Annotated in this window: 35 protein-coding genes; 33 read left to right on the top strand and 2 right to left on the bottom strand. The window is 67.2% G+C overall.

Annotated features, from left to right (window positions below):
• The 25 genes from rpsS to rplQ all read left to right on the top strand — a co-directional run bounded on the left by rpsS (position 1) and on the right by rplQ (position 13,663).
• Positions 1-282 (top strand): 30S ribosomal protein S19, encoded by a 282-nt coding sequence (gene rpsS / locus HDC31_RS03600; RefSeq protein ID WP_017829205.1) that lies wholly within the window; start codon positions 1-3, stop codon positions 280-282.
• The gene (gene rplV, locus HDC31_RS03605; protein ID WP_045264641.1) at positions 282-680 is read left to right on the top strand and encodes a 50S ribosomal protein L22; all 399 of its coding nucleotides are present in this window, start codon (positions 282-284) and stop codon (positions 678-680) included. Before rpsS ends, rplV begins: the two co-directional genes overlap by 1 nt.
• The gene (gene rpsC / locus HDC31_RS03610) at positions 680-1,435 is read left to right on the top strand and encodes a 30S ribosomal protein S3 (RefSeq protein ID WP_017201587.1); all 756 of its coding nucleotides are present in this window, start codon (positions 680-682) and stop codon (positions 1,433-1,435) included. Before rplV ends, rpsC begins: the two co-directional genes overlap by 1 nt.
• Positions 1,435-1,854 carry a 50S ribosomal protein L16 gene (gene rplP / locus HDC31_RS03615; RefSeq protein WP_017829203.1) on the top strand — a complete coding sequence of 140 codons (420 nt, stop codon included), beginning with the start codon at positions 1,435-1,437 and terminating at the stop codon, positions 1,852-1,854. Before rpsC ends, rplP begins: the two co-directional genes overlap by 1 nt.
• Complete coding sequence (gene rpmC, locus HDC31_RS03620; RefSeq protein WP_017829202.1) at positions 1,854-2,171, top strand: 50S ribosomal protein L29; 318 nt, start codon at positions 1,854-1,856, stop codon at positions 2,169-2,171. Before rplP ends, rpmC begins: the two co-directional genes overlap by 1 nt.
• Positions 2,171-2,503 carry a 30S ribosomal protein S17 gene (gene rpsQ, locus HDC31_RS03625; RefSeq protein WP_017829201.1) on the top strand — a complete coding sequence of 111 codons (333 nt, stop codon included), beginning with the start codon at positions 2,171-2,173 and terminating at the stop codon, positions 2,501-2,503. The genes rpmC and rpsQ overlap by 1 nt, the downstream gene beginning before the upstream one ends.
• Complete coding sequence (gene rplN / locus HDC31_RS03630; RefSeq protein WP_017201583.1) at positions 2,500-2,868, top strand: 50S ribosomal protein L14; 369 nt, start codon at positions 2,500-2,502, stop codon at positions 2,866-2,868. The genes rpsQ and rplN overlap by 4 nt, the downstream gene beginning before the upstream one ends.
• A gap of 2 nt (positions 2,869-2,870) precedes the next feature.
• Positions 2,871-3,230 (top strand): 50S ribosomal protein L24, encoded by a 360-nt coding sequence (gene rplX / locus HDC31_RS03635; RefSeq protein ID WP_045264644.1) that lies wholly within the window; start codon positions 2,871-2,873, stop codon positions 3,228-3,230.
• A complete protein-coding gene (gene rplE, locus HDC31_RS03640) occupies positions 3,230-3,820 on the top strand; it encodes a 50S ribosomal protein L5 (RefSeq protein WP_113680407.1) in 591 nt (196 codons plus the stop codon). The genes rplX and rplE overlap by 1 nt, the downstream gene beginning before the upstream one ends.
• Before the next feature lie 132 nt (positions 3,821-3,952).
• Positions 3,953-4,351 carry a 30S ribosomal protein S8 gene (gene rpsH / locus HDC31_RS03645; RefSeq protein WP_021201117.1) on the top strand — a complete coding sequence of 133 codons (399 nt, stop codon included), beginning with the start codon at positions 3,953-3,955 and terminating at the stop codon, positions 4,349-4,351.
• A 6-nt stretch (positions 4,352-4,357) separates the two neighbouring features.
• A complete protein-coding gene (gene rplF / locus HDC31_RS03650; RefSeq protein ID WP_045264646.1) occupies positions 4,358-4,894 on the top strand; it encodes a 50S ribosomal protein L6 in 537 nt (178 codons plus the stop codon).
• 2 nt (positions 4,895-4,896) lie between these two features.
• On the top strand, positions 4,897-5,256 hold the full coding sequence (gene rplR, locus HDC31_RS03655; RefSeq protein WP_017201578.1) for a 50S ribosomal protein L18: 360 nt from the start codon (positions 4,897-4,899) through the stop codon (positions 5,254-5,256).
• Between the two features lie 20 nt (positions 5,257-5,276).
• Positions 5,277-5,957, top strand: a complete 681-nt coding sequence (gene rpsE, locus HDC31_RS03660) for a 30S ribosomal protein S5 (RefSeq protein WP_269430495.1) — start codon at positions 5,277-5,279, stop codon at positions 5,955-5,957.
• Positions 5,957-6,142, top strand: a complete 186-nt coding sequence (rpmD, locus tag HDC31_RS03665; RefSeq protein ID WP_017201575.1) for a 50S ribosomal protein L30 — start codon at positions 5,957-5,959, stop codon at positions 6,140-6,142. The genes rpsE and rpmD overlap by 1 nt, the downstream gene beginning before the upstream one ends.
• Entirely contained in the window at positions 6,142-6,777 is a 636-nt protein-coding gene (rplO, locus tag HDC31_RS03670) for a 50S ribosomal protein L15 (RefSeq protein ID WP_061016850.1), read from the top strand. The genes rpmD and rplO overlap by 1 nt, the downstream gene beginning before the upstream one ends.
• Positions 6,778-6,960: 183 nt before the next feature.
• Entirely contained in the window at positions 6,961-8,283 is a 1,323-nt protein-coding gene (gene secY, locus HDC31_RS03675) for a preprotein translocase subunit SecY (protein WP_046747821.1), read from the top strand.
• The gene (locus HDC31_RS03680; protein ID WP_058632584.1) at positions 8,280-8,885 is read left to right on the top strand and encodes an adenylate kinase; all 606 of its coding nucleotides are present in this window, start codon (positions 8,280-8,282) and stop codon (positions 8,883-8,885) included. The genes secY and HDC31_RS03680 overlap by 4 nt, the downstream gene beginning before the upstream one ends.
• Before the next feature lies 1 nt (position 8,886).
• A complete protein-coding gene (gene map / locus HDC31_RS03685) occupies positions 8,887-9,738 on the top strand; it encodes a type I methionyl aminopeptidase (protein WP_113680408.1) in 852 nt (283 codons plus the stop codon).
• Entirely contained in the window at positions 9,738-10,406 is a 669-nt protein-coding gene (locus tag HDC31_RS03690; protein ID WP_046747824.1) for a thioredoxin domain-containing protein, read from the top strand. Before map ends, HDC31_RS03690 begins: the two co-directional genes overlap by 1 nt.
• Before the next feature lie 165 nt (positions 10,407-10,571).
• Positions 10,572-10,793, top strand: coding sequence for a translation initiation factor IF-1 (gene infA / locus HDC31_RS03695; RefSeq protein WP_017201569.1), 222 nt, complete (start codon positions 10,572-10,574; stop codon positions 10,791-10,793).
• Positions 10,794-10,857: 64 nt separating this feature from the next.
• Entirely contained in the window at positions 10,858-10,974 is a 117-nt protein-coding gene (rpmJ, locus tag HDC31_RS03700) for a 50S ribosomal protein L36 (RefSeq protein ID WP_005050492.1), read from the top strand.
• Positions 10,975-11,152: 178 nt separating this feature from the next.
• Positions 11,153-11,527 carry a 30S ribosomal protein S13 gene (gene rpsM / locus HDC31_RS03705; RefSeq protein ID WP_017201568.1) on the top strand — a complete coding sequence of 125 codons (375 nt, stop codon included), beginning with the start codon at positions 11,153-11,155 and terminating at the stop codon, positions 11,525-11,527.
• Between the two features lie 31 nt (positions 11,528-11,558).
• Positions 11,559-11,957 carry a 30S ribosomal protein S11 gene (gene rpsK / locus HDC31_RS03710; protein ID WP_017829189.1) on the top strand — a complete coding sequence of 133 codons (399 nt, stop codon included), beginning with the start codon at positions 11,559-11,561 and terminating at the stop codon, positions 11,955-11,957.
• Positions 11,958-12,091: 134 nt separating this feature from the next.
• A complete protein-coding gene (locus HDC31_RS03715) occupies positions 12,092-13,081 on the top strand; it encodes a DNA-directed RNA polymerase subunit alpha (RefSeq protein WP_021201111.1) in 990 nt (329 codons plus the stop codon).
• Between the two features lie 33 nt (positions 13,082-13,114).
• Positions 13,115-13,663, top strand: a complete 549-nt coding sequence (rplQ, locus tag HDC31_RS03720) for a 50S ribosomal protein L17 (RefSeq protein ID WP_113680409.1) — start codon at positions 13,115-13,117, stop codon at positions 13,661-13,663.
• Positions 13,664-13,732: 69 nt separating this feature from the next.
• Here rplQ and HDC31_RS03725 read toward each other — a convergent pair whose 3' ends face one another.
• Both HDC31_RS03725 and HDC31_RS03730 read right to left on the bottom strand, forming a co-directional pair.
• Entirely contained in the window at positions 13,733-15,307 is a 1,575-nt protein-coding gene (locus HDC31_RS03725) for an AMP-binding protein (RefSeq protein ID WP_113680410.1), read from the bottom strand.
• Between the two features lie 101 nt (positions 15,308-15,408).
• On the bottom strand, positions 15,409-16,623 hold the full coding sequence (locus HDC31_RS03730; RefSeq protein ID WP_141368707.1) for a PAS domain-containing protein: 1,215 nt from the start codon (positions 16,621-16,623) through the stop codon (positions 15,409-15,411).
• Between the two features lie 163 nt (positions 16,624-16,786).
• Here HDC31_RS03730 and HDC31_RS03735 point away from each other — a divergent pair, with 163 nt between their 5' ends.
• The 8 genes from HDC31_RS03735 (at position 16,787) to HDC31_RS03770 (ending at position 24,923) form a co-directional block, all read left to right on the top strand.
• Positions 16,787-17,806, top strand: coding sequence for a tripartite tricarboxylate transporter substrate binding protein (locus HDC31_RS03735; RefSeq protein ID WP_113680411.1), 1,020 nt, complete (start codon positions 16,787-16,789; stop codon positions 17,804-17,806).
• Between the two features lies 1 nt (position 17,807).
• A complete protein-coding gene (locus HDC31_RS03740; RefSeq protein ID WP_218867297.1) occupies positions 17,808-18,377 on the top strand; it encodes a tripartite tricarboxylate transporter TctB family protein in 570 nt (189 codons plus the stop codon).
• Positions 18,377-19,924, top strand: a complete 1,548-nt coding sequence (locus tag HDC31_RS03745; protein WP_113680412.1) for a tripartite tricarboxylate transporter permease — start codon at positions 18,377-18,379, stop codon at positions 19,922-19,924. The genes HDC31_RS03740 and HDC31_RS03745 overlap by 1 nt, the downstream gene beginning before the upstream one ends.
• Positions 19,925-19,972: 48 nt before the next feature.
• The gene (locus tag HDC31_RS03750) at positions 19,973-20,770 is read left to right on the top strand and encodes a sulfite exporter TauE/SafE family protein (RefSeq protein ID WP_046747829.1); all 798 of its coding nucleotides are present in this window, start codon (positions 19,973-19,975) and stop codon (positions 20,768-20,770) included.
• Between the two features lie 72 nt (positions 20,771-20,842).
• Positions 20,843-21,133 carry a hypothetical protein gene (locus HDC31_RS03755; RefSeq protein WP_179515824.1) on the top strand — a complete coding sequence of 97 codons (291 nt, stop codon included), beginning with the start codon at positions 20,843-20,845 and terminating at the stop codon, positions 21,131-21,133.
• Positions 21,126-22,688, top strand: a complete 1,563-nt coding sequence (locus HDC31_RS03760; protein WP_179515825.1) for an ATP-binding protein — start codon at positions 21,126-21,128, stop codon at positions 22,686-22,688. Before HDC31_RS03755 ends, HDC31_RS03760 begins: the two co-directional genes overlap by 8 nt.
• A gap of 1 nt (position 22,689) precedes the next feature.
• Positions 22,690-23,349, top strand: a complete 660-nt coding sequence (locus HDC31_RS03765) for a response regulator transcription factor (protein WP_046747831.1) — start codon at positions 22,690-22,692, stop codon at positions 23,347-23,349.
• Positions 23,346-24,923 (top strand): SLC13 family permease, encoded by a 1,578-nt coding sequence (locus tag HDC31_RS03770; protein ID WP_218867298.1) that lies wholly within the window; start codon positions 23,346-23,348, stop codon positions 24,921-24,923. The genes HDC31_RS03765 and HDC31_RS03770 overlap by 4 nt, the downstream gene beginning before the upstream one ends.
• Positions 24,924-25,020: the final 97 nt, after the last annotated feature.

The raw sequence follows: 25,020 nt of genomic DNA on the forward strand, positions 1-25,020 counted from the left end.
ATGCCTCGCAGTCTTAAGAAGGGCCCCTTCGTCGACGATCACCTGCTTCGCAAGGTGGTCGTGCAGAACGAAGCCGGCACCAAGAACGTCATCAAGACCTGGTCCCGTCGGTCCATGATCATCCCGGCCATGCTGGGTCACACGATCGCGGTCCACGACGGACGCAAGCACATCCCTGTGTTCGTGTCCGAGACCATGGTCGGTCACAAGCTGGGCGAGTTCGCGCCCACCCGCACCTTCCGCGGCCACGAGAAGGACGACAAGAAGGGGCGGCGCCGCTAATGGTCGAATCGATCGCACGCGTGAAGCACATTCGCGTGACCCCTCAGAAGGCTCGTCGTGTCGTCGCGCTCATCAAGGGCAAGCAGGCCCAGGAGGCTCTGGCGATCCTGAAGTTCGCTCAGCAGTCCGCCAGTGAGCCGATCTACAAGCTCGTCGCGTCGGCCATGGCCAACGCGCAGGTGAAGGCAGATCGCGACGGCGAGTTCCTCGACGAGAAGGACCTGTACGTGGCCAACGCGTACGTCGACGAGGGCACCACGCTCAAGCGTTTCCAGCCCCGTGCACAGGGTCGCGCTTTCCAGATCAAGAAGCGCACGAGCCACATCACGGTCGTGCTCTCGACGCCTGAGGTGGCTCCGGCCGCCGCGGGCGACAGCAACAAGAAGGCGAGCAAGTAATGGGACAGAAGGTAAACCCGTACGGCTTCCGTCTCGGCATCACGACGGACCACGTCTCGCGTTGGTTCTCTGACTCGACGAAGCCGGGTCAGCGCTACGCCGACTACGTCGCCGAAGACATCAAGATCCGTAACCTGCTCAAGACGCAGCTCGACCGCGCCGGTGTCTCGAACATCGAGATCGAGCGCACCCGTGACCGCGTCCGCGTCGACATCCACACCGCCCGTCCGGGCATCGTGATCGGTCGTCGTGGAGCCGAGGCCGAGCGCATCCGCGGCGACCTCGAGAAGCTCTCGGGCAAGCAGATTCAGCTGAACATCCTCGAGGTCAAGAACCCCGAGGCCGATGCACAGCTCGTCGCACAGGGCATCGCCGAGCAGCTCTCTGCTCGTGTGGCGTTCCGTCGTGCGATGCGCAAGGGTCTGCAGGGCGCTCAGCGCGCCGGCGCCAAGGGCATCCGCATCCAGGTCTCCGGCCGCCTCGGCGGCGCCGAGATGAGCCGTTCGGAGTTCTACCGTGAGGGTCGTGTGCCGCTGCACACGCTGCGCGCGAACATCGACTACGGCTTCTACGAGGCGAAGACCACCTTCGGCCGCATCGGCGTGAAGGTCTGGATCTACAAGGGCGACCTGACCGCGAAGGAGCTCGCTCGCGAGCAGGCCAACGCACCCAAGGCTCGTCGTGACGACCGTGGTGGCGACCGCCGCCGTGCCCCGCGCAACGAGGCACCTGTCGCAGAAGGAGCGTCGGCATAATGCTCATCCCCCGTAAGGTCAAGTTCCGCAAGCAGCACCACCCGGGTCGCTCGGGTCAGGCCACCGGCGGCACGAAGGTCTCCTTCGGCGAGTACGGTATCCAGGCCCTCACGCCCGCTTACGTGACGAACCGTCAGATCGAGTCCGCTCGTATCGCGATGACCCGTCACATCAAGCGTGGTGGAAAGGTGTGGATCAACATCTACCCCGACCGTCCGCTCACGAAGAAGCCGGCCGAAACCCGCATGGGTTCCGGTAAGGGTTCCCCCGAGTGGTGGGTCGCCAACGTCAAGCCGGGCCGTGTCCTCTTCGAGGTCGCGGGTGTCGACGAGGAGCTCGCTCGCGAAGCTCTGACCCGTGCAATTCACAAGCTGCCGCTCAAGGCACGCATCATCAAGCGCGAGGAGGGCGACGCGTAATGGCGATCGGCACCAAGGAGCTCGCCCCGGCAGAGCTCGACACATTCGAAGACCAGCGCCTCGTCGAGGAGCTGCGCAAGGCCAAGGAGGAGCTGTTCAACCTCCGTTTCCAGTCGGCCACCGGCCAGCTGGAGAGCCACGGCCGCATCCGCGCCGTCAAGCGCGACATCGCGCGCCTCTACACCGTGATCCGCGAACGCGAGCTGGGCATCCGTGCGACGCCCGCTCCGGTCGAGGCTCCGGCGAAGAAGGCGACCAAGTCGAAGGCGAAGAAGGCGGACTCCGCCGACGACGCCGTGAAGGAAGAGGCTGAGTGATGGCCACCAAGAAGGAAGCGACTGTGGAGACGCAGGCCGCAGGACACGAGTCGTCCGAGCACGACGTCCGCGACGCCGCTGCCCGCGGTTACCGCAAGGCACGCCGCGGCTACGTCGTCAGCGACAAGATGGACAAGACCATCGTGGTCGAGGTCGAGGACCGCGTGAAGCACCCGCTTTACGGCAAGGTCATCCGCCGCACCTCGAAGGTCAAGGCGCACGATGAGGCGAACTCCGCCGGCATCGGCGACCTGGTCCTGATCAACGAGACCCGCCCGCTGAGCGCCACGAAGCGCTGGCGTCTGGTGGAGATTCTGGAGAAGGCCAAGTGATCCAGCAGGAATCCCGACTCAAGGTCGCCGACAACACCGGCGCCAAGGAGCTGCTCACCATCCGCGTTCTCGGTGGCTCGAAGCGCCGTTACGCGGGCCTCGGCGACACCATCGTCGCGACCGTCAAGGACGCGATCCCCGGTGGAAACGTCAAGAAGGGCGACGTCGTCAAGGCGGTCATCGTCCGCACCAAGAAGGAGGTCCGTCGTCCGGACGGCTCCTACATCAAGTTCGACGAGAACGCCGCAGTGATCCTGAAGAACGACGGGGAGCCCCGCGGCACCCGTATCTTCGGGCCGGTCGGTCGTGAGCTTCGCGACAAGAAGTTCATGAAGATCGTCTCGCTGGCGCCGGAGGTCATCTAATCATGGCGAAGATCAAGAAGGGTGACCTGGTTCAGGTCATCACCGGTGCCACGCAGGAGCGTGGCGGCGACCGTGGCAAGCAGGGCAAGGTCCTGGATGTCCTCGCCGACAAGAACCGCGTGATCGTCGAAGGCGTGAACTACGTCACCAAGCACACGCGCGTCGGCCAGACGCAGCGTGGCACCAAGACCGGAGGCATCGAGACCGTCGAAGCCTCCATCCACATCTCGAACGTCGCACTCGTCGACCCCTCGACCAAGAAGCCGACCAAGGTCGGCCACCGGGTCGAGGAGCAGACGAAGGACGGCGTGAAGCGCACCGTCCGTGTGCGCTACGCGAAGAAGAGCGGTAAGGACCTCTGATGAGCACCGACACTGCCGCGCCGGCTGGCAAGATCCAGCCGCGCCTGAAGCAGAAGTACAACACCGAGATCAAGAAGGCTCTGCAGGAAGAGTTCGGCTACGCGAACGTCATGCAGATTCCCGGACTGGTCAAGGTCGTCGTGAACACCGGTGTCGGCGAGGCAGCTCGCGACAGCAAGGTGATCGATGGCGCGGTCGACGATCTCACCAAGATCACCGGCCAGAAGCCGATCGTCACGAAGGCTCGCAAGTCCATCGCGCAGTTCAAGCTGCGCGAGGGACAGGCCATCGGCGCGCACGTCACCCTCCGTGGTGACCGCGCGTGGGAGTTCGTGGATCGCCTCGTCTCGCTCGCACTGCCCCGTATCCGCGACTTCCGCGGTCTCTCGGGCAAGCAGTTCGACGGCAACGGCAACTACACCTTCGGTCTCCAGGAGCAGAGCGTGTTCCACGAGATCGATCAGGACAAGATCGACCGGGTTCGCGGTTTCGACATCACCGTCGTCACCACCGCGAAGACGGATGACGAGGGCCGGGCACTGCTCCGCCACATCGGCTTCCCGTTCCGCTCGGAAGACGCACAGGCGTAACACCCTCGACGGGCTCAGTGGTCTCGTGTCACTGAGCCCGTCGATGTGCACGTACAATTGAAAATTGCGTGTCATCGCAGGCCGTCTGTCGTGTAACGGCAGCCGGAACCTCATGAACAAAGGAAAACAACAATGACAATGACAGACCCGGTCGCAGATCTGCTGACCCGTCTGCGCAACGCGAACTCGGCGCACCACGATTCCGTGACCCTGCCGTCGAGCAAGCTCAAGACGCACATCGCTCAGATCCTCCAGCAGGAGGGCTACATCGCCGGCTGGGAGACCTCTGACGCCCGCGTCGGACAGAACCTCACGCTGACGCTGAAGTACGGTCCCAACCGTGAGCGCTCCATCGCTGGCATCAAGCGCGTCTCGAAGCCCGGTCTCCGCGTGTACGCGAAGTCGACCGAGCTCCCCACGGTCCTCGGCGGCCTTGGCGTGGCGATCCTGTCCACCTCCTCCGGTCTTCTCACCGACCGTCAGGCAGAGCAGAAGGGCGTGGGCGGAGAAGTTCTCGCCTACGTGTGGTAATTCGAAATGTCGCGTATTGGACGACTTCCCATCGACGTTCCTGCGGGCGTGACCGTTTCGGTCAACGGCCGTGAGGTCGCGGTGAAGGGCCCCAAGGGTGAGCTCACCCTCACGGTGGCCAGCCCCATCGAGGTCGCGGTCGAGGAGAACCAGGTTCTGGTCTCCCGTCCCGACGACGAGCGCGAGTCGCGGTCGCTTCACGGCCTGACCCGCACGCTCATCAACAACAACATCATCGGCGTGACCCAGGGCTACACCAAGGGTCTCGAGGTCGTCGGTACCGGTTACCGCGTGCAGCAGAAGGGCAGCTCGGTCGAGTTCGCCCTCGGCTTCTCGCACCCGGTCCTGATCGACCCGCCCGCCGGCATCACGCTCACGGTCGAGGGCACCACGAAGCTCACCGTCAGCGGGATCGACAAGCAGGCTGTCGGCGAGGCAGCTGCCAACATCCGCAAGATCCGCAAGCCCGAGCCGTACAAGGGCAAGGGTGTGCGCTACGCCGGCGAGAACGTGCGTCGCAAGGCCGGAAAGAGTGGTAAGTAACCATGGCTCTCAAGTCAAAGTCTGACGCCCGCGCGCGTCGTCACGCCCGCCTTCGCAAGAAGGTCGTCGGCACCGAGGCGCGTCCGCGTCTCGTCGTCAACCGCTCGGCCCGCCACGTCTTCGTGCAGCTGGTCGACGACAGCAAGGGTCACACCGTTGCGTCGGCTTCGACGCTCGAGACCGACCTGCGCTCGCTCGAGGGTGACAAGACCGCCAAGGCCCGCAAGGTCGGCGAGCTCCTCGCCGAGCGTGCGAAGGCTGCCGGCGTTTCCGAGGCAGTGTTCGACCGTGGCGGCAACCGCTACGCCGGTCGTGTCGCCGCCATCGCCGACGGCGCCCGCGAGGGGGGTCTGGCACTGTGAGTGACAACAAGGAGAACGAAGTGACCGAAGCGGCTGCTGCCACTTCCGAGACGGCTGCCGGCACCACGCAGGCCGAGCCGGCTCGCGACTCGCGTGACGGCCGCCGCGGCGGCCGTGGCGACCGCAACCAGGGTGGCGGTCGTGACCGCAACTCCCGTGACCGCGGCGACAACCAGTTCCTGGAGCGCGTCGTCACCATCAACCGCGTCTCGAAGGTCGTGAAGGGTGGTCGTCGCTTCAGCTTCACCGCCCTCGTGGTCGTCGGTGACGGCAACGGTCTGGTCGGTGTCGGCTACGGCAAGGCCCGCGAGGTCCCTCTGGCGATCTCGAAGGGTGTCGAAGAGGCCAAGCGCAACTTCTTCCGCGTTCCGCGCGTCGGCAGCACCATCCCGCACCCCGTGCAGGGTGAGGCGGCCGCCGGTGTGGTCCTGCTCCGTCCGGCTGCCGCCGGTACCGGTGTCATCGCCGGTGGTCCGGTCCGCGCCGTGCTCGAGTGCGCCGGTATCCACGACGTGCTGTCGAAGTCGCTCGGCTCGTCGAACACGATCAACATCGTGCACGCGACGGTCACCGCCCTGAAGCAGCTCGAGGAGCCTCGTGCGGTCGCCGCACGTCGTGGCCTCGAGTTCGACCAGGTTGCCCCTGCGCGTCTCGTGCGCGCCGAGGCAGACGCCATCGCCGCACAGAAGGTAGGTGCCTGATGGCCGCGCGACTGAAGGTCACGCAGATCAAGTCCAAGGTGAGCGAGAAGCAGAACCAGCGCGACACGCTGCGCAGCCTCGGTCTGAAGCGGATCGGTGACACCACCGTCCGCCCCGACGACGCGCAGACGCGTGGTTACGTCAAGACCGTCGCCCACCTCGTCAAGGTTGAGGAGATCGACTAATGGCCGAGAAGAACGAGGCCGTCGAGGCTGAGAAGGCCCCGAAGAAGGCTGCGGCTCCCAAGGCTGCCGCCGAGAAGAAGCCGGCTGCGAAGAAGGCTCCGGCCAAGACCGCTGCCGCCGACGCGAAGGCTGAGGGCGCTGCCAAGAAGCCTGCCGCCAAGAAGGCGACGCCGGCGAAGGATGCTCCGGCATCCCGCCCCGGCGTGCTGAAGGTGCACCACCTGCGTCCGGTCCCCGGATCCAACACCGCCAAGACTCGCGTCGGCCGTGGTGAGGGTTCCAAGGGTAAGACCGCTGGTCGTGGAACCAAGGGCACCAAGGCGCGCAACACCGTTCGCGTCGGCTTCGAGGGTGGGCAGATGCCGCTGCACATGCGCACCCCGAAGCTGCGCGGGTTCAAGAACCCGTTCCGCGTGGAGTACCAGGTCGTGAACCTGGAGAAGCTCGCGGAGCTGTACCCGAAGGGTGGCGACGTCACCGTCGGCGACCTGGTCGCCAAGGGTGCCGTTCGCAAGAACGAGAAGGTCAAGGTTCTCGGAAACGGCGACATCGCCGTGAAGCTCACCGTTTCGGTCGACAAGGTCTCGGGTTCTGCCGAGCAGAAGATCGTCGCGGCCGGCGGATCCGTCAAGTAACCGCACAGCAAGAGGGGCCGGAGATTCTCCGGCCCCTCTTGTGGTTTCACACTCCGAGACCTTGCTCTGGGGCCGCATCCGGCGGGCCTGGTATCGGTGGCGAATTCCGGGAAGCCCGGTTTGCGTTACCCTGGTCTTTCAGCCGTCCTTCGGGAATCGGCAACCTTTTCAGGAGGAACGTCCTTGTTTAGCGCCATCGCGCGGATCTTCCGCACCCCAGACCTGCGGCGGAAGATCGGTTTCACTCTCGCCATCGTCGCGATCTACCGACTCGGCTCCAACGTCCCGGCTCCGTTCGTGGACTTCCCGAACGTCGAGGAGTGTCTCGCCGCCAACGCCGGCACCGATGGGCTGCTCGGGCTGGTCAACCTGTTCTCCGGTGGTGCACTGCTGCAGCTGTCGATCTTCGCGCTCGGTGTCATGCCGTACATCACCGCGACGATCATCACGCAGCTCCTGCGCGTGGTCATCCCGCACTTCGAGGCGCTGCACAAGGAAGGACAGGCCGGTCAGGCCCGTCTGACGCAGTACACGCGTTACCTCACGATCGCCCTCGCGCTGCTGCAGTCGACGACTCTCGTCACGGTGGCGCGCAGCGGCCAGCTCTTCGGAACCACCGACCTCGCGGCCTGCCAGCAGCTTCTGACGAACGACGTGTGGTGGGCGCAGCTGCTCATCATCATGGCGATGACGGCCGGTACGGGTCTGATCATGTGGTTCGCAGAGCTCGTCACCGAGCGCGGCATCGGCAACGGCATGTCGCTGCTCATCTTCACCTCGATCGCCGCGACGTTCCCCGGCGCCATGGGTCTGATCTGGCAGACCAAGGGCTTCGAGGTCTTCCTGCTCGTGCTGCTGGTCGGGATCATCGTGATGGGGCTCGTCGTGTTCGTCGAGCAATCCCAGCGACGGATCCCCGTGCAGTACGCCAAGCGCATGGTCGGTCGACGCACCTACGGCGGCACGAACACCTACATCCCGATCAAGGTGAACATGGCGGGTGTGATCCCCGTGATCTTCGCCTCGTCGCTGCTGTACATCCCGGCCCTCATCGCGCAGTTCAACACCCCGCAGGACGGATCTACTCCGGCGGCCTGGGTGACCTGGATCACGACGAACTTCACGACCGGCAACAGCCCCGTGTACATGGCGGCCTACTTCCTGCTGATCATCGGGTTCACCTACTTCTACGTGGCGATCACCTTCAACCCGGTCGAGGTCGCCGACAACATGAAGAAGTACGGCGGGTTCATCCCCGGCATCCGTGCGGGGCGTCCGACGGCCGAGTACCTCGACTACGTGCTCACCCGCATCACGCTCCCCGGCTCCCTCTACCTCGGTCTGATCGCGCTCATCCCGCTCATCGCCCTGGCCACCGTCGGCGCCAACCAGAACTTCCCGTTCGGCGGCGCCTCGATCCTCATCATCGTCGGTGTGGGTCTCGAGACGGTCAAGCAGATCGATGCGCAGCTGCAGCAGCGACACTACGAAGGGCTCCTCCGATGACAGCTTCCGCACGTCTTCTCATCGTCGGCCCGCAGGGCTCGGGCAAAGGCACGCAGGGCGTGCGGATCGCCGAGTCCTACGGCATCCCGGTCGTGTCGACCGGCGACATCTTCCGCGCGAACATCAAGGAGGGAACGCCGCTCGGCCAGCAGGTCACGGCGATCCTCGACAAGGGTGACCTCGTTCCGGATGAGCTGACCAGCGAGATCGTGCGCGACCGTCTGTCGCAGGAGGACGCCGCGCAGGGTTTCCTCCTCGACGGCTACCCGCGCAACACCGCACAGGTCGACCACCTCGAGTCGTTCCTCTCCGAACGGGGCGAGGCGCTCGACGCCGTCATCCTCCTCGACGTGCCCCGCGAGGAGAGCCTGGAGCGTCTGACGCTCCGTGCGACCGAGCAGGGACGCTCCGACGACACCCCCGAGGCCATCGGTCACCGTCTCGACATCTACGAGAACGAGACCGCCCCGATCCTTGAGGTCTACGGCGCCAAGGGCATCGTCGACCGCATCGACGGCGTCGGCTCGCTCGACGAGATCACCGAGCGCATCGCACAGGCTCTGGCCGCGCGCGGCCTGCGTCCCGCGGTCTCCACCTCCTGAGATGTTCCGCCGGTCGATCTACAAGACCCCGGCTCAGTTGCGGGCCATGGTGGAGCCCGGGCTGATCACGGCAGCGGCACTGGACGCCGTCCGCCCGCTGATCAAGGCCGGGGTCACCACCCTCGAACTCGACACCGTGGCGAACCGCACCATCCTCGCCCGCGGCGCCGAGTCGAATTTCCAGCTGGTGCGCGGCTACCACCACACGACCTGCATCTCGGTGAACGAGCAGGTCGTGCACGGGATCCCGGGGGAGCGGGTGCTCCAGCCGGGAGACATCGTGTCGGTCGACTGCGGTGCGCAGTTCCGCGGGTGGAACGGCGACAGCGCCATCACGGTCGTCGTGCCCGACCCGGAGCGCCCGGAGCTCGTCGCCCAGCGCGAAGAGCTCTCCCGCGTCACCGAGGGGTCGATGTGGGCCGGGATCGCCGCCATGGCCTCGGTCTCGTCCATCGACGAGATCGGTGCGGCCATCCAGGACTACATCGAGGCTCAGGGGCCCTCAGCGGTCTCGGGCGAGCCCTACGGCATCCTGCGCGAGTACGTGGGTCACGGCATCGGTCGCAAGATGCACGAGGCCCCCAGCGTCTTCAACTACCGCACGCCCGACCGTGGCGAAGACCTGAAGCCCGGTCTGGTGCTCGCGATCGAGCCCATGGTCACCGCCGGCGGAGATGCGACCTTCATCGAGGAGGACGACTGGACCGTCACGACGGTGGACGGTACGGACGGCTCCCATTGGGAACATAGCGTCGCCCTGCATGATGGGGGTATCTGGGTGCTCACCGCGCCCGATGGAGGAAGAGCCGGACTCGCCCCGTTCGGGGTAGAGCCTCGAGAGATCGGAAAGTAATGGCAGCGGCGAAGAGCAACACCAACTGGTTCGCGATCGGCGTCTCGATCGCCGTCGTCGTGGTGCTGGTGGCGATCGGCGGTCTCGTGGTGTTCCTCAACAACCAGGCCACCGCGCCCGGTGCGACGCCCAAGGCCAACGACACGTTCAACTCCGAGACCGGGGCGATCTCGTTCGGGGACGGCGAAGACACGATCGCGGTGTTCGTCGACTTCCAGTGCCCGGTCTGCAAGACCTTCGAGGACCAGTTCGGTGGACAGCTGGAGGCTGCGGCCGCCGACGGTCGTATCACCCTCGAGTACCACCCCATCGCGATCCTCGACCGGTTCTCGCAGGGGACCGAGTACTCGTCGCGCTCGGCCGGTGCCGCGGTGTGCGTCGCGGAGTCGAACCCGGAGCTGTACCTCGACTTCGCCAAGACACTGTTCGAGAACCAGCCTGCGGAGAACACCTCGGGTCTCACCAACGACCAGCTCGCGGGCTTCGCGACGCAGGTCGGCGCAGACGACGCCGTGTCGTGCATCACCGATGAGACGTACCGCAAGTTCGGAGCAGCCCAGGCGAAGTCGCACGAGATCGCGGGAACGCCGACGGTCGAGATCAACGGAACGCGCCTCAACCTGCAGGACCAGGCCGACCTCAAGAAGTTCACCGACCTGATCAGCTGAGCCCGCTGCTCGTCCGCCGCACGCGGTCGAGTTGCCCGATGGCTCCGGAGCGTCTAACATAGATCTTTGGTGCTTTGTGCCTTGATTCGGCGTGTCCGTCGGCGCAGTACCGCAATCCCATCACCCACCGCAGATCGACCGATCTGCAGAAGCGTCAGCGAGGCTATGGCTAAGAAAGACGGTGTCATCGAGATCGAGGGCGTGATCTCCGAGGCTCTGCCCAACGCGATGTTCCGCGTTGAGCTCAGCAACGGACACAAGGTCCTTGCAACGATCTCCGGCAAGATGCGGCAGAACTACATCCGCATCATCCCCGAGGACCGCGTGGTCGTGGAGCTCAGCCCCTACGACCTCACCCGCGGCCGTATCGTCTACCGCTACCGCTGATCGGTCGAGAAGTAACGGCCTGCCCCTGCCGGGGGCGGTACGAAGACAGCGAACAGGAAACATCATGAAGGTCAACCCCAGCGTCAAGCCCATCTGCGATCACTGCAAGGTGATCCGCCGTCACGGCCGCGTCATGGTGATCTGCAAGAGCAACCCGCGTCACAAGCAGCGCCAGGGCTGAGTCCCTGGCGGGCCCGCCGGTCTGATCGACGGGCCCGCGCTGTGCGGTATCGCTCACGCACATCTCACAACTGAATACACAACGGCAGGATCAGAACCCGCGCATGCGGGGGACACCTCGGGGCGGAGGCCCGGGCACCGATCCTGTTCCACACCTCCACAACACCCAGGAGAACCGCATGGCACGTCTTGCCGGCGTTGACATCCCGCGCGACAAGCGCGTGGTGATCGCCCTTACCTACATCTACGGCGTCGGCCGTACCCGCTCGGTCGAGATCCTCAAGGCGACGGACATCGACGAGAGCATCCGCGTGAAGGACCTCAGCGACGACCAGCTGATCGCCCTCCGCGACCACATCGAAGGCAACTACAAGGTGGAGGGTGACCTGCGCCGCGAGGTTGCAGCAGACATCCGCCGCAAGGTCGAGATCGGCTCCTACGAGGGCATCCGCCACCGTCGTGGTCTCCCGGTCCGTGGTCAGCGCACCAAGACCAACGCCCGTACCCGCAAGGGCCCGAAGCGCACCGTCGCAGGCAAGAAGAAGGCCCGCTAAGCGCGGCCCCAGGGACTAGGAGAACACTTTCATGGCTGCACCCAAGGCCGCCGCGCGCAAGCCGCGCCGCAAGGAAAAGAAGAACATCGCGCTGGGCCAGGCCCACATCAAGTCGACGTTCAACAACACGATCGTCTCGATCACCGACCCGTCCGGCGCCGTCATCGCCTGGGCATCGTCGGGTGGCGTGGGCTTCAAGGGCTCCCGCAAGTCGACCCCGTACGCCGCCGGCATGGCTGCCGAGTCCGCTGCCCGTCAGGCTGCGGAGCACGGCGTCAAGAAGGTCGACGTCCTCGTGAAGGGTCCGGGCTCCGGCCGCGAGACCGCGATCCGCTCGCTCCAGGCCGCAGGCCTCGAGGTCGGCTCGATCCAGGACGTCACCCCGCAGGCACACAACGGCTGCCGTCCGCCGAAGCGTCGCCGCGTCTGATTCGCGTGTCGAGCCGCTCGGTCCCTTCGCGGTCTGAGCGGCTCGACGCCCGCGTGCGGGCATCGACTTCCACAACTCCAAACCTCACCCCACCACATGTCATATAGCGGGCATGTGATCGAAAGGAACACAGAGTGCTTATTGCACAGCGTCCCACACTGACCGAGGAAAAGATCGTCGAGAACCGTAGCCGGTTCATCATCGAGCCTCTGGAGCCCGGCTTCGGTTACACGATCGGCAACGCGCTGCGCCGCAGCCTGCTGTCGTCGATCCCCGGTGCTGCTGTCACCAGCGTTCGCATCGACGGCGTGCTGCACGAGTTCAGCACCATCCCCGGCGTGAAGGAGGATGTCACCGAGATCATCCTCAACATCAAGCAGCTCGTCGTCTCGTCGGAGCGCGATGAGCCCATCACCGCGTACCTGCGCAAGACCGGTGCGGGCGAAGTCACCGCCGCTGACATCTCGGCTCCGGCCGGTGTCGAGGTGCAGAACCCCGAGCTCGTCATCGCGACGTTGAACGACACCGCGAAGTTCGAGCTCGAGCTCACCATCGAGCGTGGCCGTGGCTACGTCTCGGCGACGCAGAACCGCAACGAGTACGCCGAGGCCGGTCAGATCCCGATCGACTCGATCTACTCGCCGGTCCTCAAGGTCAGCTACCGCGTCGACGCGACCCGTGCCGGGGAGCGCACCGACTTCGACAAGCTCGTCCTGGATGTCGAGACCAAGTCGGCGATCAGCCCCCGCGACGCCGTCGCTTCGGCTGCGAAGACGCTCACCGAGCTGTTCGGTCTCGCCCGCGAGCTGAACGTCGAGGCCGAGGGCATCGAGATCGGCCCGGCGCCGGTGGAGGCAGTGAACTCCAGCGAGCTGTCGATGCCGATCGAGGACCTCGACCTGTCGGTCCGCTCGTACAACTGCCTGAAGCGTGAGGGCATCAACACCGTTTCCGAGCTCGTCGCCCTGTCGGAGACGCAGCTCATGAACATCCGCAATTTCGGCCAGAAGTCGGTCGACGAGGTGCGCGACAAGCTCATCTCGCTCGGTCTGTCGCTCAAGGATTCGGTGCCCGGTTTCGACGGCGCCCACTTCTACGGCGGCAGCGAAGACGAGTCCTTCTGATACCCGACCTTTCTGACCAGGAGTTAGACGATTATGCCCAAGCCCACTAAGGGTCCCCGCCTCGGAGGCGGCCCCGCCCACGAGCGCCTGATGCTTGCCAACCTCGCGGCGGCGCTCTACACCCACAAGTCGATCAAGACGACCGAGACCAAGGCCAAGCGCCTTCGTCCGCTCGCCGAGCGACTGATCACGTTCGCCAAGCGTGGCGACCTGCACGCGCGTCGTCGCGTGCTCTCGGTCATCGGTGACAAGGAAGTCGTGCACGTCCTGTTCTCCGAGATCGCGCCGCTCGTCGCGGACCGTGAGGGTGGCTACACCCGCATCACGAAGGTCGGCAACCGCAAGGGCGACAACGCTCCGATGGCCGTGATCGAGCTCGTCCTCGAGCCCGTCACCCCGAAGGCGAAGTCGACCAAGAAGGCTGCTGCTCCGAAGGCCGAGAAGCCGGCTGAGGCCGTCGAGGAGGCTCCCGCTGAGGAGGCTCCCGCCGACGAGACCGTCGAGGCCGGCGCCGAGTCGCAGGCCGAAGGCGAAGCCGCTGAGGCTGCTGCCGAGGACGCTGTCGAGAAGAAGTCCGAGTAAGCACTCGCTCATGAAGAAGCCCGCCGCCCTTTCGGGGTGGCGGGCTTCTTCGTGTTCCGGGCGACGTCGTCAGCGCGCGCGCAGATCCTTGCGCAGGATCTTCCCCGAGCTCGATTTGGGGATCACATCGATGAACTCCACCTGCCGGACTTTCTCGTGCGGTGCCACGTGTGCGGCCACGTGCGCCATGACCGACTCCGCATCGAGGTCGGCGCTCGGCTGACGGACGACGAACGCCTTCGGCACCTCCTGCCCGTCTTCATCGAAGGCACCGATGACGGCCGCATCGGCGATGGCGGGGTGCTCGAGCAGCACGGCTTCCAGCACGGCGGGTGCCACCTGATAGCCCTTGTACTTGATGAGCTCCTTGAGCCGGTCGACGATCCGGTAGATGCCGTCGTGCGTGACAGTCGCGACATCGCCGGTGTGCAACCAACCATCGGCGTCGAGCATCTCCGCCGTGGCATCCGGGCGATTGAGGTACCCGACCATCACCTGGGGGCCGCGCACCCACAGCTCACCGGGCTCGCTCGTTCCCGAGTCGGGCACCGTGACGTCCTCGCCCGACTCGGGGTCGACGAGGCGTGCTTCCGTGTTCGGAACGAGGGGACCGATGCTCGAGCGGTCGATGTCGGTGCGTGTCTCGGAGGTGAGGTTCACCGCGGGACTGGTCTCGGTCATGCCGTAGCCCTGGGTGACGATACAGCCCAGCCGGTTGGCCACCGCCGAGGCCAGTGCTCCGTCGAGAGGGGCGGCGCCGGAGAAGACGACCTTCACGGAGGAGAGGTCGTACTGGTCGATGATCGGGTGCTTCGCAAGGGCGACCGCGATCGGGGGAGCGACGAACACCCACGTGGTGCGGTGCTCGGCGATGATGCGCAGGAACTCGGGAAGGTCGAACTTCGGCATCGTGACGAGTCCGGCGCGCTGTCGCAGCGCGAAGTTCAGCAGCACCGTCATGCCGTAGATGTGGAAGAAGGGCAGGACGGCGAGCACCCGGTCGCTCGCATCGACGCCGAGCACCGGGCCGCACTGCGACACGTTCGCGACCAGGTTGCGGTGCGTGAGCATCACGCCCTTCGGGCGTCCGGTCGTTCCCGAGGAGTAGGGGAGCACGGCGAGGTGGGTGGACGGGTCGAAGGACACAGCCGGTGCCGGGTGCCCTTCGCCGAGGAGTGCAGCGAGCGATGGGTGTCCGTCCGCGCCGTCGAGCACGATCACATGATCGGCGTCGAAGCCGAGCTTCTCGGCAGCGGCCTGAGCTCCGGGGAGGAGCGGGGAGACCGTCACGACCCAGGTCGCGCCGGCATCTGTGAGCTGATTCGCGATCTCCTCCGCCGTGTAGAGGGAGTTGATCGTGGTGGCCGTCGCCCCCGCGCGGAGGATGCCGTGGAACACGGTCGCGAAAGCGGGGACGTTGGGGCAGAGCACCCCGACCGTCGTGCCGACTCCCACCCCACGCGCCGCGAGAGCGCCGGCGAACAGATCGATCTGCCCGACGAGTTGACGATAGGTCGTGGTCGCGCCGCTCACGCCGTCGACGAGCGCGACGGTGTCGAGTTCGGCGTCGGTGAGGTCGCCGAAGAGGAACTGGTGGATGGAGACCTCGGGGATCTCCACATCGGGATAGGTACTGCGAACCATGAGATCTCCTTCGATCCGGGCAGGCTGACGACGTCGTCGGATGCGATCCAGTGTCGCACACAATGGCACTGCGTCCCAGGGGAATGGCGTACGTCCGAGAGTCAGACGGCGGCGCGATACCGGGTGCTCGGGCGGCCCTTGGTCGAGTAGTCGAGGGAGCGCGTCGCACTGCCGGACGCGGCGAGGTGCTCGAGGTAGCGGCGGGCACTGACGCGCGAGATGTCGAGGTCTTCGCCGATCTCGGTCGCCGACGCATCGGGGCGGGCGACGAGGGCGGCGGAGACCCGGTCGAGCGTCTCCGCGCTGAGGCCCTTGGGCAGGCCGAGCCGCTGTCGGAAGGCGATGATGGCATCCGCCGCCTCCACGCGGCGGACCACGTCGTGCAGCTCGGTGTGATCGCGCAGCAGGAGCGTCGCGCCGATGCCACCGGTGCCCGCATCGCTTCCGGTGCTCCGGGCGACGAGCACGTGCGACCCCACGATCACCGGCCGTCCGGCCGACTCGCCCTCTCGGAGCACGGTCGTGAGCTCCTCGCCGAGCGCGTCGGCGGCGGGCTCACCGTCGAGGTCAGCCGCGTCTCGGCCCAGGAAGCGGGCGGCGGCGTCGTTCACGAGCGTGATCCGTCCGCCGTCGTCCACCGTGATGACCCCTTCGCTGAGACCGTGCAACGTCGTCTCCTGGTTCTTGACGAGGGCGGCGATCTGATGCGGCTCGAGACGGTAGATGCGCCGACGGATGATCGAGGTCACCCACGCGGATCCGAACACTCCGAGCACCGCGGCGGCCAGCATGGCGGAGATCAACCACACCAGGTTGGACGAGAACTCCTCGCTGAGCTCCGACTCGAGGATGCCGACGGACGCGGTGCCGATCACGTCGCCCTCGTCGTCGCGGATGGGCACCTTGACCCGCCAGGAGGTGCCCAGCGTGCCGGTCTGCGTGCCGACGTAGATCTCGCCCGAGAGCGGGATCGACGGGTCGGTGGAGACCTTCTCGCCGATGCGGTCGGGGTTCGGGTGGGAATAGCGGATGCCCTCTTCGTTGGCGACGACGACGTAGGCGAGATCGGATGCCTCGCGGATGACCTCGGCGATCGGCTGGATCACGGCGGACGGCTCGACGTCGTCGAAGGCCGCGTGCACCGTGGGGAGGGCGGCGACCGATTGCGCGACGGCCTGCATCCGATCCTTGTAGGCCTCGCGGAGTGCCTGTTCCTGGAACGCTCCAGCCACGATGCCGGTCGCCAGGGTCACCAGGAACACGATCAGCGCTTGCAGCACGAGCAACTGCACGCGGAGCGTCATCTTCGAGGCCACGTGCTCATTCTGGCCTCTCCACGAGTGGGGCGCGAGCGGGGTCGGGAGCCGCTCGCGACCAATAGTTCCGAAACTCCGACCAATGGTTTCCGAAGCTGGAGCACCGGTACTCCGACCTCCATGGTGGATCCACAGCATCACGAACGCTCAAGGAGGAGCGCACATGAAGAACGCACGCATCGGAACGTGGACCGCCCTGGCCGCGGTGGCCGCACTCACACTCACCTCGTGCGCCGGAGGCAGCGCAGCGACCGACGACGCGGGAGGGGAAGCCGAGGTCGCCGCGATCACCGACGTGTCGATCGTCGTGCCGGCGGACCCCGGTGGTGGATGGGATCAGACCGGACGTGCCCTCTCGCAGGTGCTCACCCAGGACGACCTCGTGACCTCCGCTCCCGTGACCAACGTCGGCGGTGCAGGCGGCACCGTCGGCCTCGCGCAGCTCGCGAACGAGAAGGACCCGAACACGCTGATGGTGATGGGGCTGGTCATGGTCGGCGCGGTCGAGACCAACGCCTCGGCGGTGCGGATCGAGGACACCACCCCGATCGCCCGGCTCACCGACGAGCCGCTCGTCGTGGTGGTGCCGGCCGACTCGAAGTACGACACCCTGGAAGACCTCGTGGACGACATCGTCGACAACGGCCAGTCCGTCACGATCACGGGCGGCTCCGCGGGCGGCGCCGACCACATCCTCGCCGGACTCATGCTCGAGGAGGCCGGGCTCGATGGCGCCGAGATCGCGGAGAAGCTCAACTACACTCCGAACTCCGGCGGCGGGGAGGCCGTTCCGCTCCTCATCGGCGGCAAGGTCGCTGCGGGCATCTCGGGGGTGGGCGAGTTCGCCCAGCACGTCGAGAGCGGCGCGCTCAAGGCCCTGGCGGTGTCCAGCGACGAGCCGGTGTCGCAGCTTCCCGATGTACCGACCATCACAGAAGAGGGCTACGACGTGGTGCTCACCAACTGGCGCGGGGTGATCGCTCCCGGCGGCATCTCCGACGGCGAGAAGGACGAGCTCGTGCGGGTGATCACCGAACTGCACGAGTCCGAAGCCTGGACGGAGCAGCTCGAGACCAAGGGCTGGACCGACGCGTTCCTGGTGGGCGAGGAGTTCGACGAGTTCCTCACGGGGAACATCGAAGAGGTCACCGCGACGCTGAAGAACATCGGTCTGGTGCAGTGACATGACGGTCCCCGCATCGTCGGGGACAGGGGAGCAGGGGGTGCGGGTCGACCACGGCGGTCGGCCCGCACGCCGCTCTCCCTCCGTCCCCGTCGGCGAACTCGTGTTCGCCGGAATCATGGTCGCGCTCGGTGTCTTCGCCGTCGTCGGCATCTTCCTGATCCATGTCCCCGTCGGCATGAAGGCCGGCCCCACGGTCTTCCCGATCTTCGTCTCCGTGATCCTGCTCGCCTCCGCGGTCGCTGTGCTCGTCGGCGTGCTGCGCGGGGAGCGCGGCGGTGCCGAGGAGGCGGAAGACATCGATGAGAGTCTGCCCACCGACTGGGTCACCCTCGCCAAGCTGGCCGGCCTCGTCGTCGCGCACCTGCTCCTGATCGAACCCCTCGGCTGGGCACCCGCTGCAGCCCTGCTGTTCGGCGGGGTGGCGTGGTCGCTCGCCGCCAAGCGGTGGTGGATGGCGTTCCTCGTCGGCATCGTCGTGGCGCTCGTGATCCAGGTCGTCTTCGGCGGTCTGCTCGGTCTGTCGCTGCCGTGGGGACCGGCCCTCGGCTGGCTCGGAAGGATGTTCTGATGGACAGCTGGACTCTGCTCCTGGAGGGCTTCGCGACCGCGCTGCAGCCCGAATACCTCGCGTTCGCCTTCCTCGGAGTCTTCGTGGGCACCGCGGTCGGCGTGCTCCCCGGTATCGGCCCCGCCATGACGGTGGCGCTGCTGCTGCCCCTCACCTACACGCTCGACCCCGCCGCCGCGTTGATCACCTTCGCGGGCATCTACTACGGCGGCATGTACGGCGGCTCGACCACGAGCATCCTCCTGAACACCCCGGGGGAGTCGGCCTCGATCGTCACGGCCATCGAGGGCAACAAGATGGCCAGGATGGGACGCGGTGCCGCCGCCCTCGCCACCGCCGCCATCGGATCGTTCATCGCCGGCACGCTGGCGACCCTCGGGCTGACCCTCCTCGCTCCGCTGCTCGCGCAGTTCGCGGTGAACCTCGGACCCGCCGACTACGTCGCCCTCATCGTGATCGCGTTCATCACGGTCGGTGCGCTGATCGGCAGCTCGATCTCGCGCGGCATGCTCTCGCTCGGCGTCGGCCTGTTCCTCGGGCTCGTCGGCACCGACTGGCTCTCCGGTCAGCAGCGCTACACGCTGGGCCTGCCCGCGCTCTCCGACGGCGTCGACATCGTGTTGGTCGCGGTCGGGCTGTTCGCGGTCGGTGAGACGTTCTACATCGCGGCCCGACTGCGACACGGCGGCATCGACGTGATCCCGGTCACCCGTGGGTGGCGGTCCTGGATGACGAAGTCCGATTGGCGCAGGTCCTGGAGGCCCTGGCTGCGGGGCACCGCGATCGGGTTCCCGATCGGGACGATCCCCGCCGGTGGCGCGGACGTGGCCACGTTCCTGTCCTACGCGACGGAGCGGAAGCTGTCGAAGCACAAGGACGAGTTCGGGCGCGGCGCGATCGAGGGGGTCGCCGGGCCCGAGTCGGCCAACAACGCCGCCGCGGCCGGTGTGCTGGTGCCTCTGCTCACCCTGGGCCTGCCGACCACGGCGACCGCGGCGATCATCCTCACCGCGTTCCAGTCCTACGGCATCCAGCCGGGGCCGCTGCTGTTCGAGAGCCAGTCGAATCTGGTGTGGGCGCTCATCGCGAGCCTCTACATCGGCAATGTCATCCTGATCGTGCTCAACCTTCCGCTCGTGGGCATGTGGGTGAAGCTGCTGCAGATCCCGCGGCCGTACCTGTACGCGGGCATCCTGCTGTTCGCGGTGTTCGGTGCGTATGCGCTGCACAGCTCACCGTCGGACATCGTGATCCTGCTGATCGTCGGCATCCTCGGTTACTTCATGCGCAGATACGGATACCCCGTCGCGCCGCTCGTGGTCGGGATGATCCTCGGACCGATGGCGGAGGAGCAGCTGCGCAAGGCACTGCAGCTGAGCCAGGGCGACCTGAGCACGCTGGTCATGCAGCCGTTCGCCGCCATCGCCTACGGGGTGCTCGCACTGCTGATCGTCGGGGGCCTGTGGCTGCGACGCCGTCAGCGCCGGTACGAGCAGGCTCTCACCGAGTCGATCGCCGTGCCGATCAAGGCCGACTCCGAGGTCTGATCCGGGAGCGGATTCGAGCGGACAGGAGGCCGCGAGTAGGCTGATCCGGTGAATGATGCCCAGGCTCCCGCACGAGGGCCTCGTGCCTACACGGCGTTCATCGGGATCGGCCTTCTCGCAGGCCTCCTCTCCGGTCTCTTCGGCGTGGGAGGCGGCACGGTCATCGTCCCGCTGCTGGTGCTCCTGCTGCACTTCGATCAGCGCCTTGCAGCCGGCACCTCGCTCGCTGCGATCGTGCCGACCGCCGGCGTGGGAGTGATCTCGTACGCGACGACCGGATCGGTGGCCTGGATCCCTGCGATCATCCTCGCCGCAGGTGCCGTGGTGGGGGCGCAGATCGGCACACGACTGCTGCCGCGCATCTCGCAGACCGCCCTGCGCTGGGGCTTCGTCGGCTTCCTCGTCGTCGTGATCGTCAGCCTCTTCCTCGTGATCCCGTCGCGCGATGCCGTGTTCGAACTCTCCTGGCTGAGCGGCCTCGCCCTCGTCGGAGTCGGCGTCGGCACCGGTATCCTCGCCGGGCTGATCGGCGTCGGCGGCGGAGTGATCGTCGTCCCCGTGCTGATGCTGGCCTTCGGCACGAGCGACCTGGTCGCCAAGGGCACCTCGCTGCTCATGATGATCCCGACGGCGATCTCGGGCACCGTGGGGAACTTCCGCAACCGCAACGTCGATCTGCTCGCGGCGCTGCTCATCGGCGTCTCCGCCTGCACGACGACAGCTCTCGGCGCGTGGCTGGCCACCATCGTCGACCCCACCCTGGGCAACATGCTGTTCGCGGCATATCTGGTCGTGATCGCGGTGCAGATGGCCATCAAGGCGATCAAGGGTCGTAAGCGCGCCTGAGCCCCGCGTGGATGAAAGGATCTTCATCCACGGCTCATCTGCGCATCATCATCGACGGGCATCATTGGGGACATGACCACCCCACGACGCCTTCTCGCCACCGGCGCGCTGATCGCGATCCCGGTCGCCTTCGCGGTCGGAAGCGTCGTGCTGGCGCAGATGCCGCCGTCACCGCAGATCCCCTCCGAGCCCGTCACGGTGCAGCTGGCACCGCCGGCGCCGAGCGAGGAACCGGCACCCGCACCAGCTCCGGTCGTACCGGCTCCCGCACCTGCCCCACCCCCTGCTCCGGCCCCTGCTCCCGCGCCACCAGCGCCGCCCGCAGGTGACGACGATGACGACGACGGCGGCGACGATGACTGATGCGCCCACGCTGCCCCTCGACCTCGAGGGCGCCGGCTCCGCGGCGCCGCGGAATGCGCGAGCGATCCCCCACGTCTCCGCATCGACCGGTGCGCCGCTGCGCACGCTGCGCCGCCGCACCCTGCCCGCGCGCTGGCGGATCACCCTGTGGATCATCCTCAGCAGCGCGATCACGCTGCTCGCGGTCGGCATGATCGGTCGGAGCATCTTCCTCGCGGGTGTCGAGCAGTCCGCCAATGCGGAGATCGAGCAGGAGGCCGCGGAGTTCGCCCGTTTCGCGGAGGACGCCGCGGTCAGCGGCCACACCACCCCGGAGGAACTGGTCAGCGAGTACGTCGCCCGGCAGTCCGTGCACGAGAACGAGGTCGTCGTCGCGTCGGTCGGCGGCGAGGTGATCGCCGTCGCGAACGGACGGGTGGAGGCGACGGATCCTGCCGCGCTCTCCGCCGTGCCAGGGGGAGAAGCGCTCGTGACCGGTCTGCTCGGCCAGTCGGCGTCCTCCGGTGCGATGGAGGCGCCGGACGCGGGGCCCCTGCGCTGGGGGAGGCTGGAATTCACCGCAGGCGACCGCGCCGGTGCCGTCCTGATCGTGCAGTACACGCAGGAAGCGCGATCCCAGGTCGATGCCGGGTTCACCACGATCGCGTGGGTCGCATTGATCGGCATCGTGCTCAGCTCAGGCGTCGCCTGGCTCGTGGCCGGCCAGATCCTCGCCCCCGTGCGTGAGGTCTACCGCGTCGCCCGCGACATCGGCGAGCACGATCTCTCCGCGCGGGTGCCGGTCGACGGGACAGATGACATCGCCGCCGTGGCAACCACCTTCAACCAGATGCTCGACCGCCTCGAAGCCGTGCACGCCACGCAGCAGCGGTTCGTCGACGACGCCGGGCACGAGCTGCGCACGCCGATCACGATCGTCCGCGGGCAGCTGGAGCTCTTGAGCGAGGAGCCGGAGGAGCGGGCGGCGACCCTGCGACTCGTGAGCGACGAGCTCGACCGGATGAGCCGCATCGTCACCGACCTGCTCGTCCTCGCCCGTGCCGAGCAGCCCGACTTCGTGCGCGTCGCCGACTGCGACGTCGCCGCCCTCACCCTCGACATCGAGGCCAAGGCGCAGAACCTCGGTGATCGCCGCTGGCAGCTCATGGAAGTGGCGGAAGGCACAGCGCCTCTCGACCCGCAGCGGGTCACCCAGGCCGTGCTGCAACTCGCGGCGAACGCGGTGCAGGTCACGGAGCAGGGTGACCGCATCCTGATCGGCTCGCGCTTCGACGGCGAGCGCGGCGAACGCCGACTGCGGCTGTGGGTGCGCGACAGCGGCCCCGGGGTCGCAGCGGCTGACGCCGAGCGCATCTTCGAGCGTTTCGCCCGCGGAGACAGCTCCGGCGCACGCCGCGGTTCGGGCCTCGGACTCGCGATCGTGCGGGCGATCACCGACGGGCACGACGGCTCAGCCTGGGTCGACAGCGTCTTCGGGGAAGGGGCCACTTTCGGCATCGACCTCCCCGCCCCGACCACCGTGCGGCCACAGTCCGCATCAGAGAGGAGCGAGTGAGATGCGCAGCATCCTGATCGCCGAAGACGACCCGCACATCACCTCGTTCGTGCGGCGGGGTCTGCGCGCAGCCGGCTACGAGACAGCCGAGGCCGCTGACGGACACACCGCCCTGCTGATGGCGCGCAGCGGTACGTTCGACCTGGTGCTGCTGGACATCGGGCTCGGGGGCATGGACGGATTCGACGTGCTCGCCAACCTTCGTGGCGAGGGCGTCGCGACGCCGGTGATCATCCTCACCGCCCGCGATTCTGTCATCGACACCGTGCGCGGCCTGGAGAGCGGGGCCAACGACTACGTCACCAAGCCGTTCCAGTTCGCTGAACTCATCGCACGTGTGCGGTTGCGGATCGGCGACGGCGAGGGGCGGACTGCCGGTCCGGTGCTCACTCACGGCGATGTGCGGGTCGATGTGCGGGCCCGTACCGTCACGGTCGACGGAGACATGCGCGAACTCACCTCGCGTGAGTTCGCGCTGCTCGAGGTGTTCCTGCAGAACGCCGGTCAGGTGCTGTCGCGCGACCAGCTGATCGGTCACGTCTGGGGGATGGACTTCGATCCGGCCTCCAATGTGGTCGACGTGTACGTGCGGGCGCTGCGCGGCAAGATCGGCGTCGACCGCATCGAGACCGTGCGCGGGGCGGGATACCGGTTCCGATGAACACTCGTTCCGAGAACACGTCACCCGTGGGGGAGGCGGTGGTCGAGCGGGCACGCTTCGCGACCATGCCGCCCGAGCGCCGACCGCTGCCCGTCGAACGCCGATCCGTGCGCCGGCGGCTCGGGCGCGCGGGTGCGCTCCGAGCGGTCGCGCTCGGGCTCGTGCTGACGGCCGGGGGCGCGATGCTCCTGGCCGCGCTGACCCGATCGCCGGGGAGCGGCGCGCCCACCCTGCCGATCGCGGTGACGCTCGCGGTCTTCCTGCTCGCCGTATGGGCATGGACCTCGACGCGTCTGGACGACACACTCGTCGCCTTCCTCGCCGCGATCGCCCTCATCGTCACCGGGGTACTGCCGGCACGCGACTTCTTCGCCTCGCTCGGCGACGAGACGATCTGGCTGCTCATCGGGGCGTTCGTGATCGCCTCCGCGGTGGCCACCTCGGGGCTGGCACTGCGTGGCGCCGCCCACCTGCTGCGATTCGCGCGGGGTCCACGGAGCCTGTTCCACCTCATGACGGTCGCGCTCACGCTCACCGCTTTCGCCGTGCCGGCGACGTCAGGGCGGGCGGCGCTCGCCGTCCCCGTGCATACCGCGGTCGCCACCGCGCTTCCCGGACGCGACAGGGTGATCCGTGCGCTGGCGCTCCTGATGCCGACCGTGGTGCTGCTGTCGGCTGTCGGCTCGCTGCTCGGGGCCGGAGCACACATCGTCACGGACCAGCTGCTGCGCGCCGCAGGGGAGGAGGGCTTCACGTTCTCGAGCTGGCTCTGGCTCGGACTGCCGCTCGCCGTGGTGTCGTCGCACCTGGCGTGCGAGATCATCCTCTGGCGCTTCACCCGGAGCGAAGACCGCACCACACGTCTTCGACTGAGCACTGCGGAGATCGGCCGCTCCGCGTCGACGGCCGTGACCGGGCCGCTCAGCACCCTGGAGCGACGAGCCGCCCTGCTGCTGGGGGCGGTGATCCTGCTCTGGGCCACCGAGCCGCTGCACCATCTGTCGCCCGCCCTGGTCGCGCTCCTCGGGGCCGTCGCCGCCGTGACGCCGGGGATCGGCTGCCTGACGTTCCCCGCCGCGATCAAGCGCGTGCCGTGGTCGCTGCTGCTGTTCCTCGCGGCCACCCTCGCGCTGGCGTCCGCGCTCACCACCACGGGCGCTGCCGCGTGGCTGAGCTCGTCCGCGCTCGCACCGCTGCGTGGACTCGGCGCTGCAGGGGCCGTGGCCTTCGTGCTCGTCGTCATCGCGATCTCGACGGCGGCGCATCTGCTGATCCCCTCGCGGTCGGCCCGTTCCGCGGCGATCATCCCCGTCGTGGTCGCGCTCGCTCCCGCCCTCGGCGTCTCACCGATGGCTGCAGCCTTCGCCTCGACAGCGGCTGCCGGCTTCTGCCACACGCTTCCCAGTTCGGCGAAACCCGTCGCGATGTTCGCTGACCCCGACATCGTCAGCGGTGGTTTCAGTCCGCTGGATCTGCGTCGACTCTCGGTGGTACTGGCTCCCGCGATGTTCGTGCTCGTCGCGGTGTTCGCCCTCTGGGTATGGCCGTCGATGGGGCTGCCTCTGTTGCTCTGACCCGCAGCGTCCCGTTCACCCACCCGCTTCACTCCGCGTGCGCCGCCGGTGCACCGGTGCTCGTCGTGCCCGCACACCGGGCGCTCGTCGCCCGTTC

It is taken from the genome of Microbacterium sp. JAI119, from assembly GCF_013410135.1.
GTDB classification, from domain to species: Bacteria; Actinomycetota; Actinomycetes; order Actinomycetales; family Microbacteriaceae; genus Microbacterium; species Microbacterium oxydans.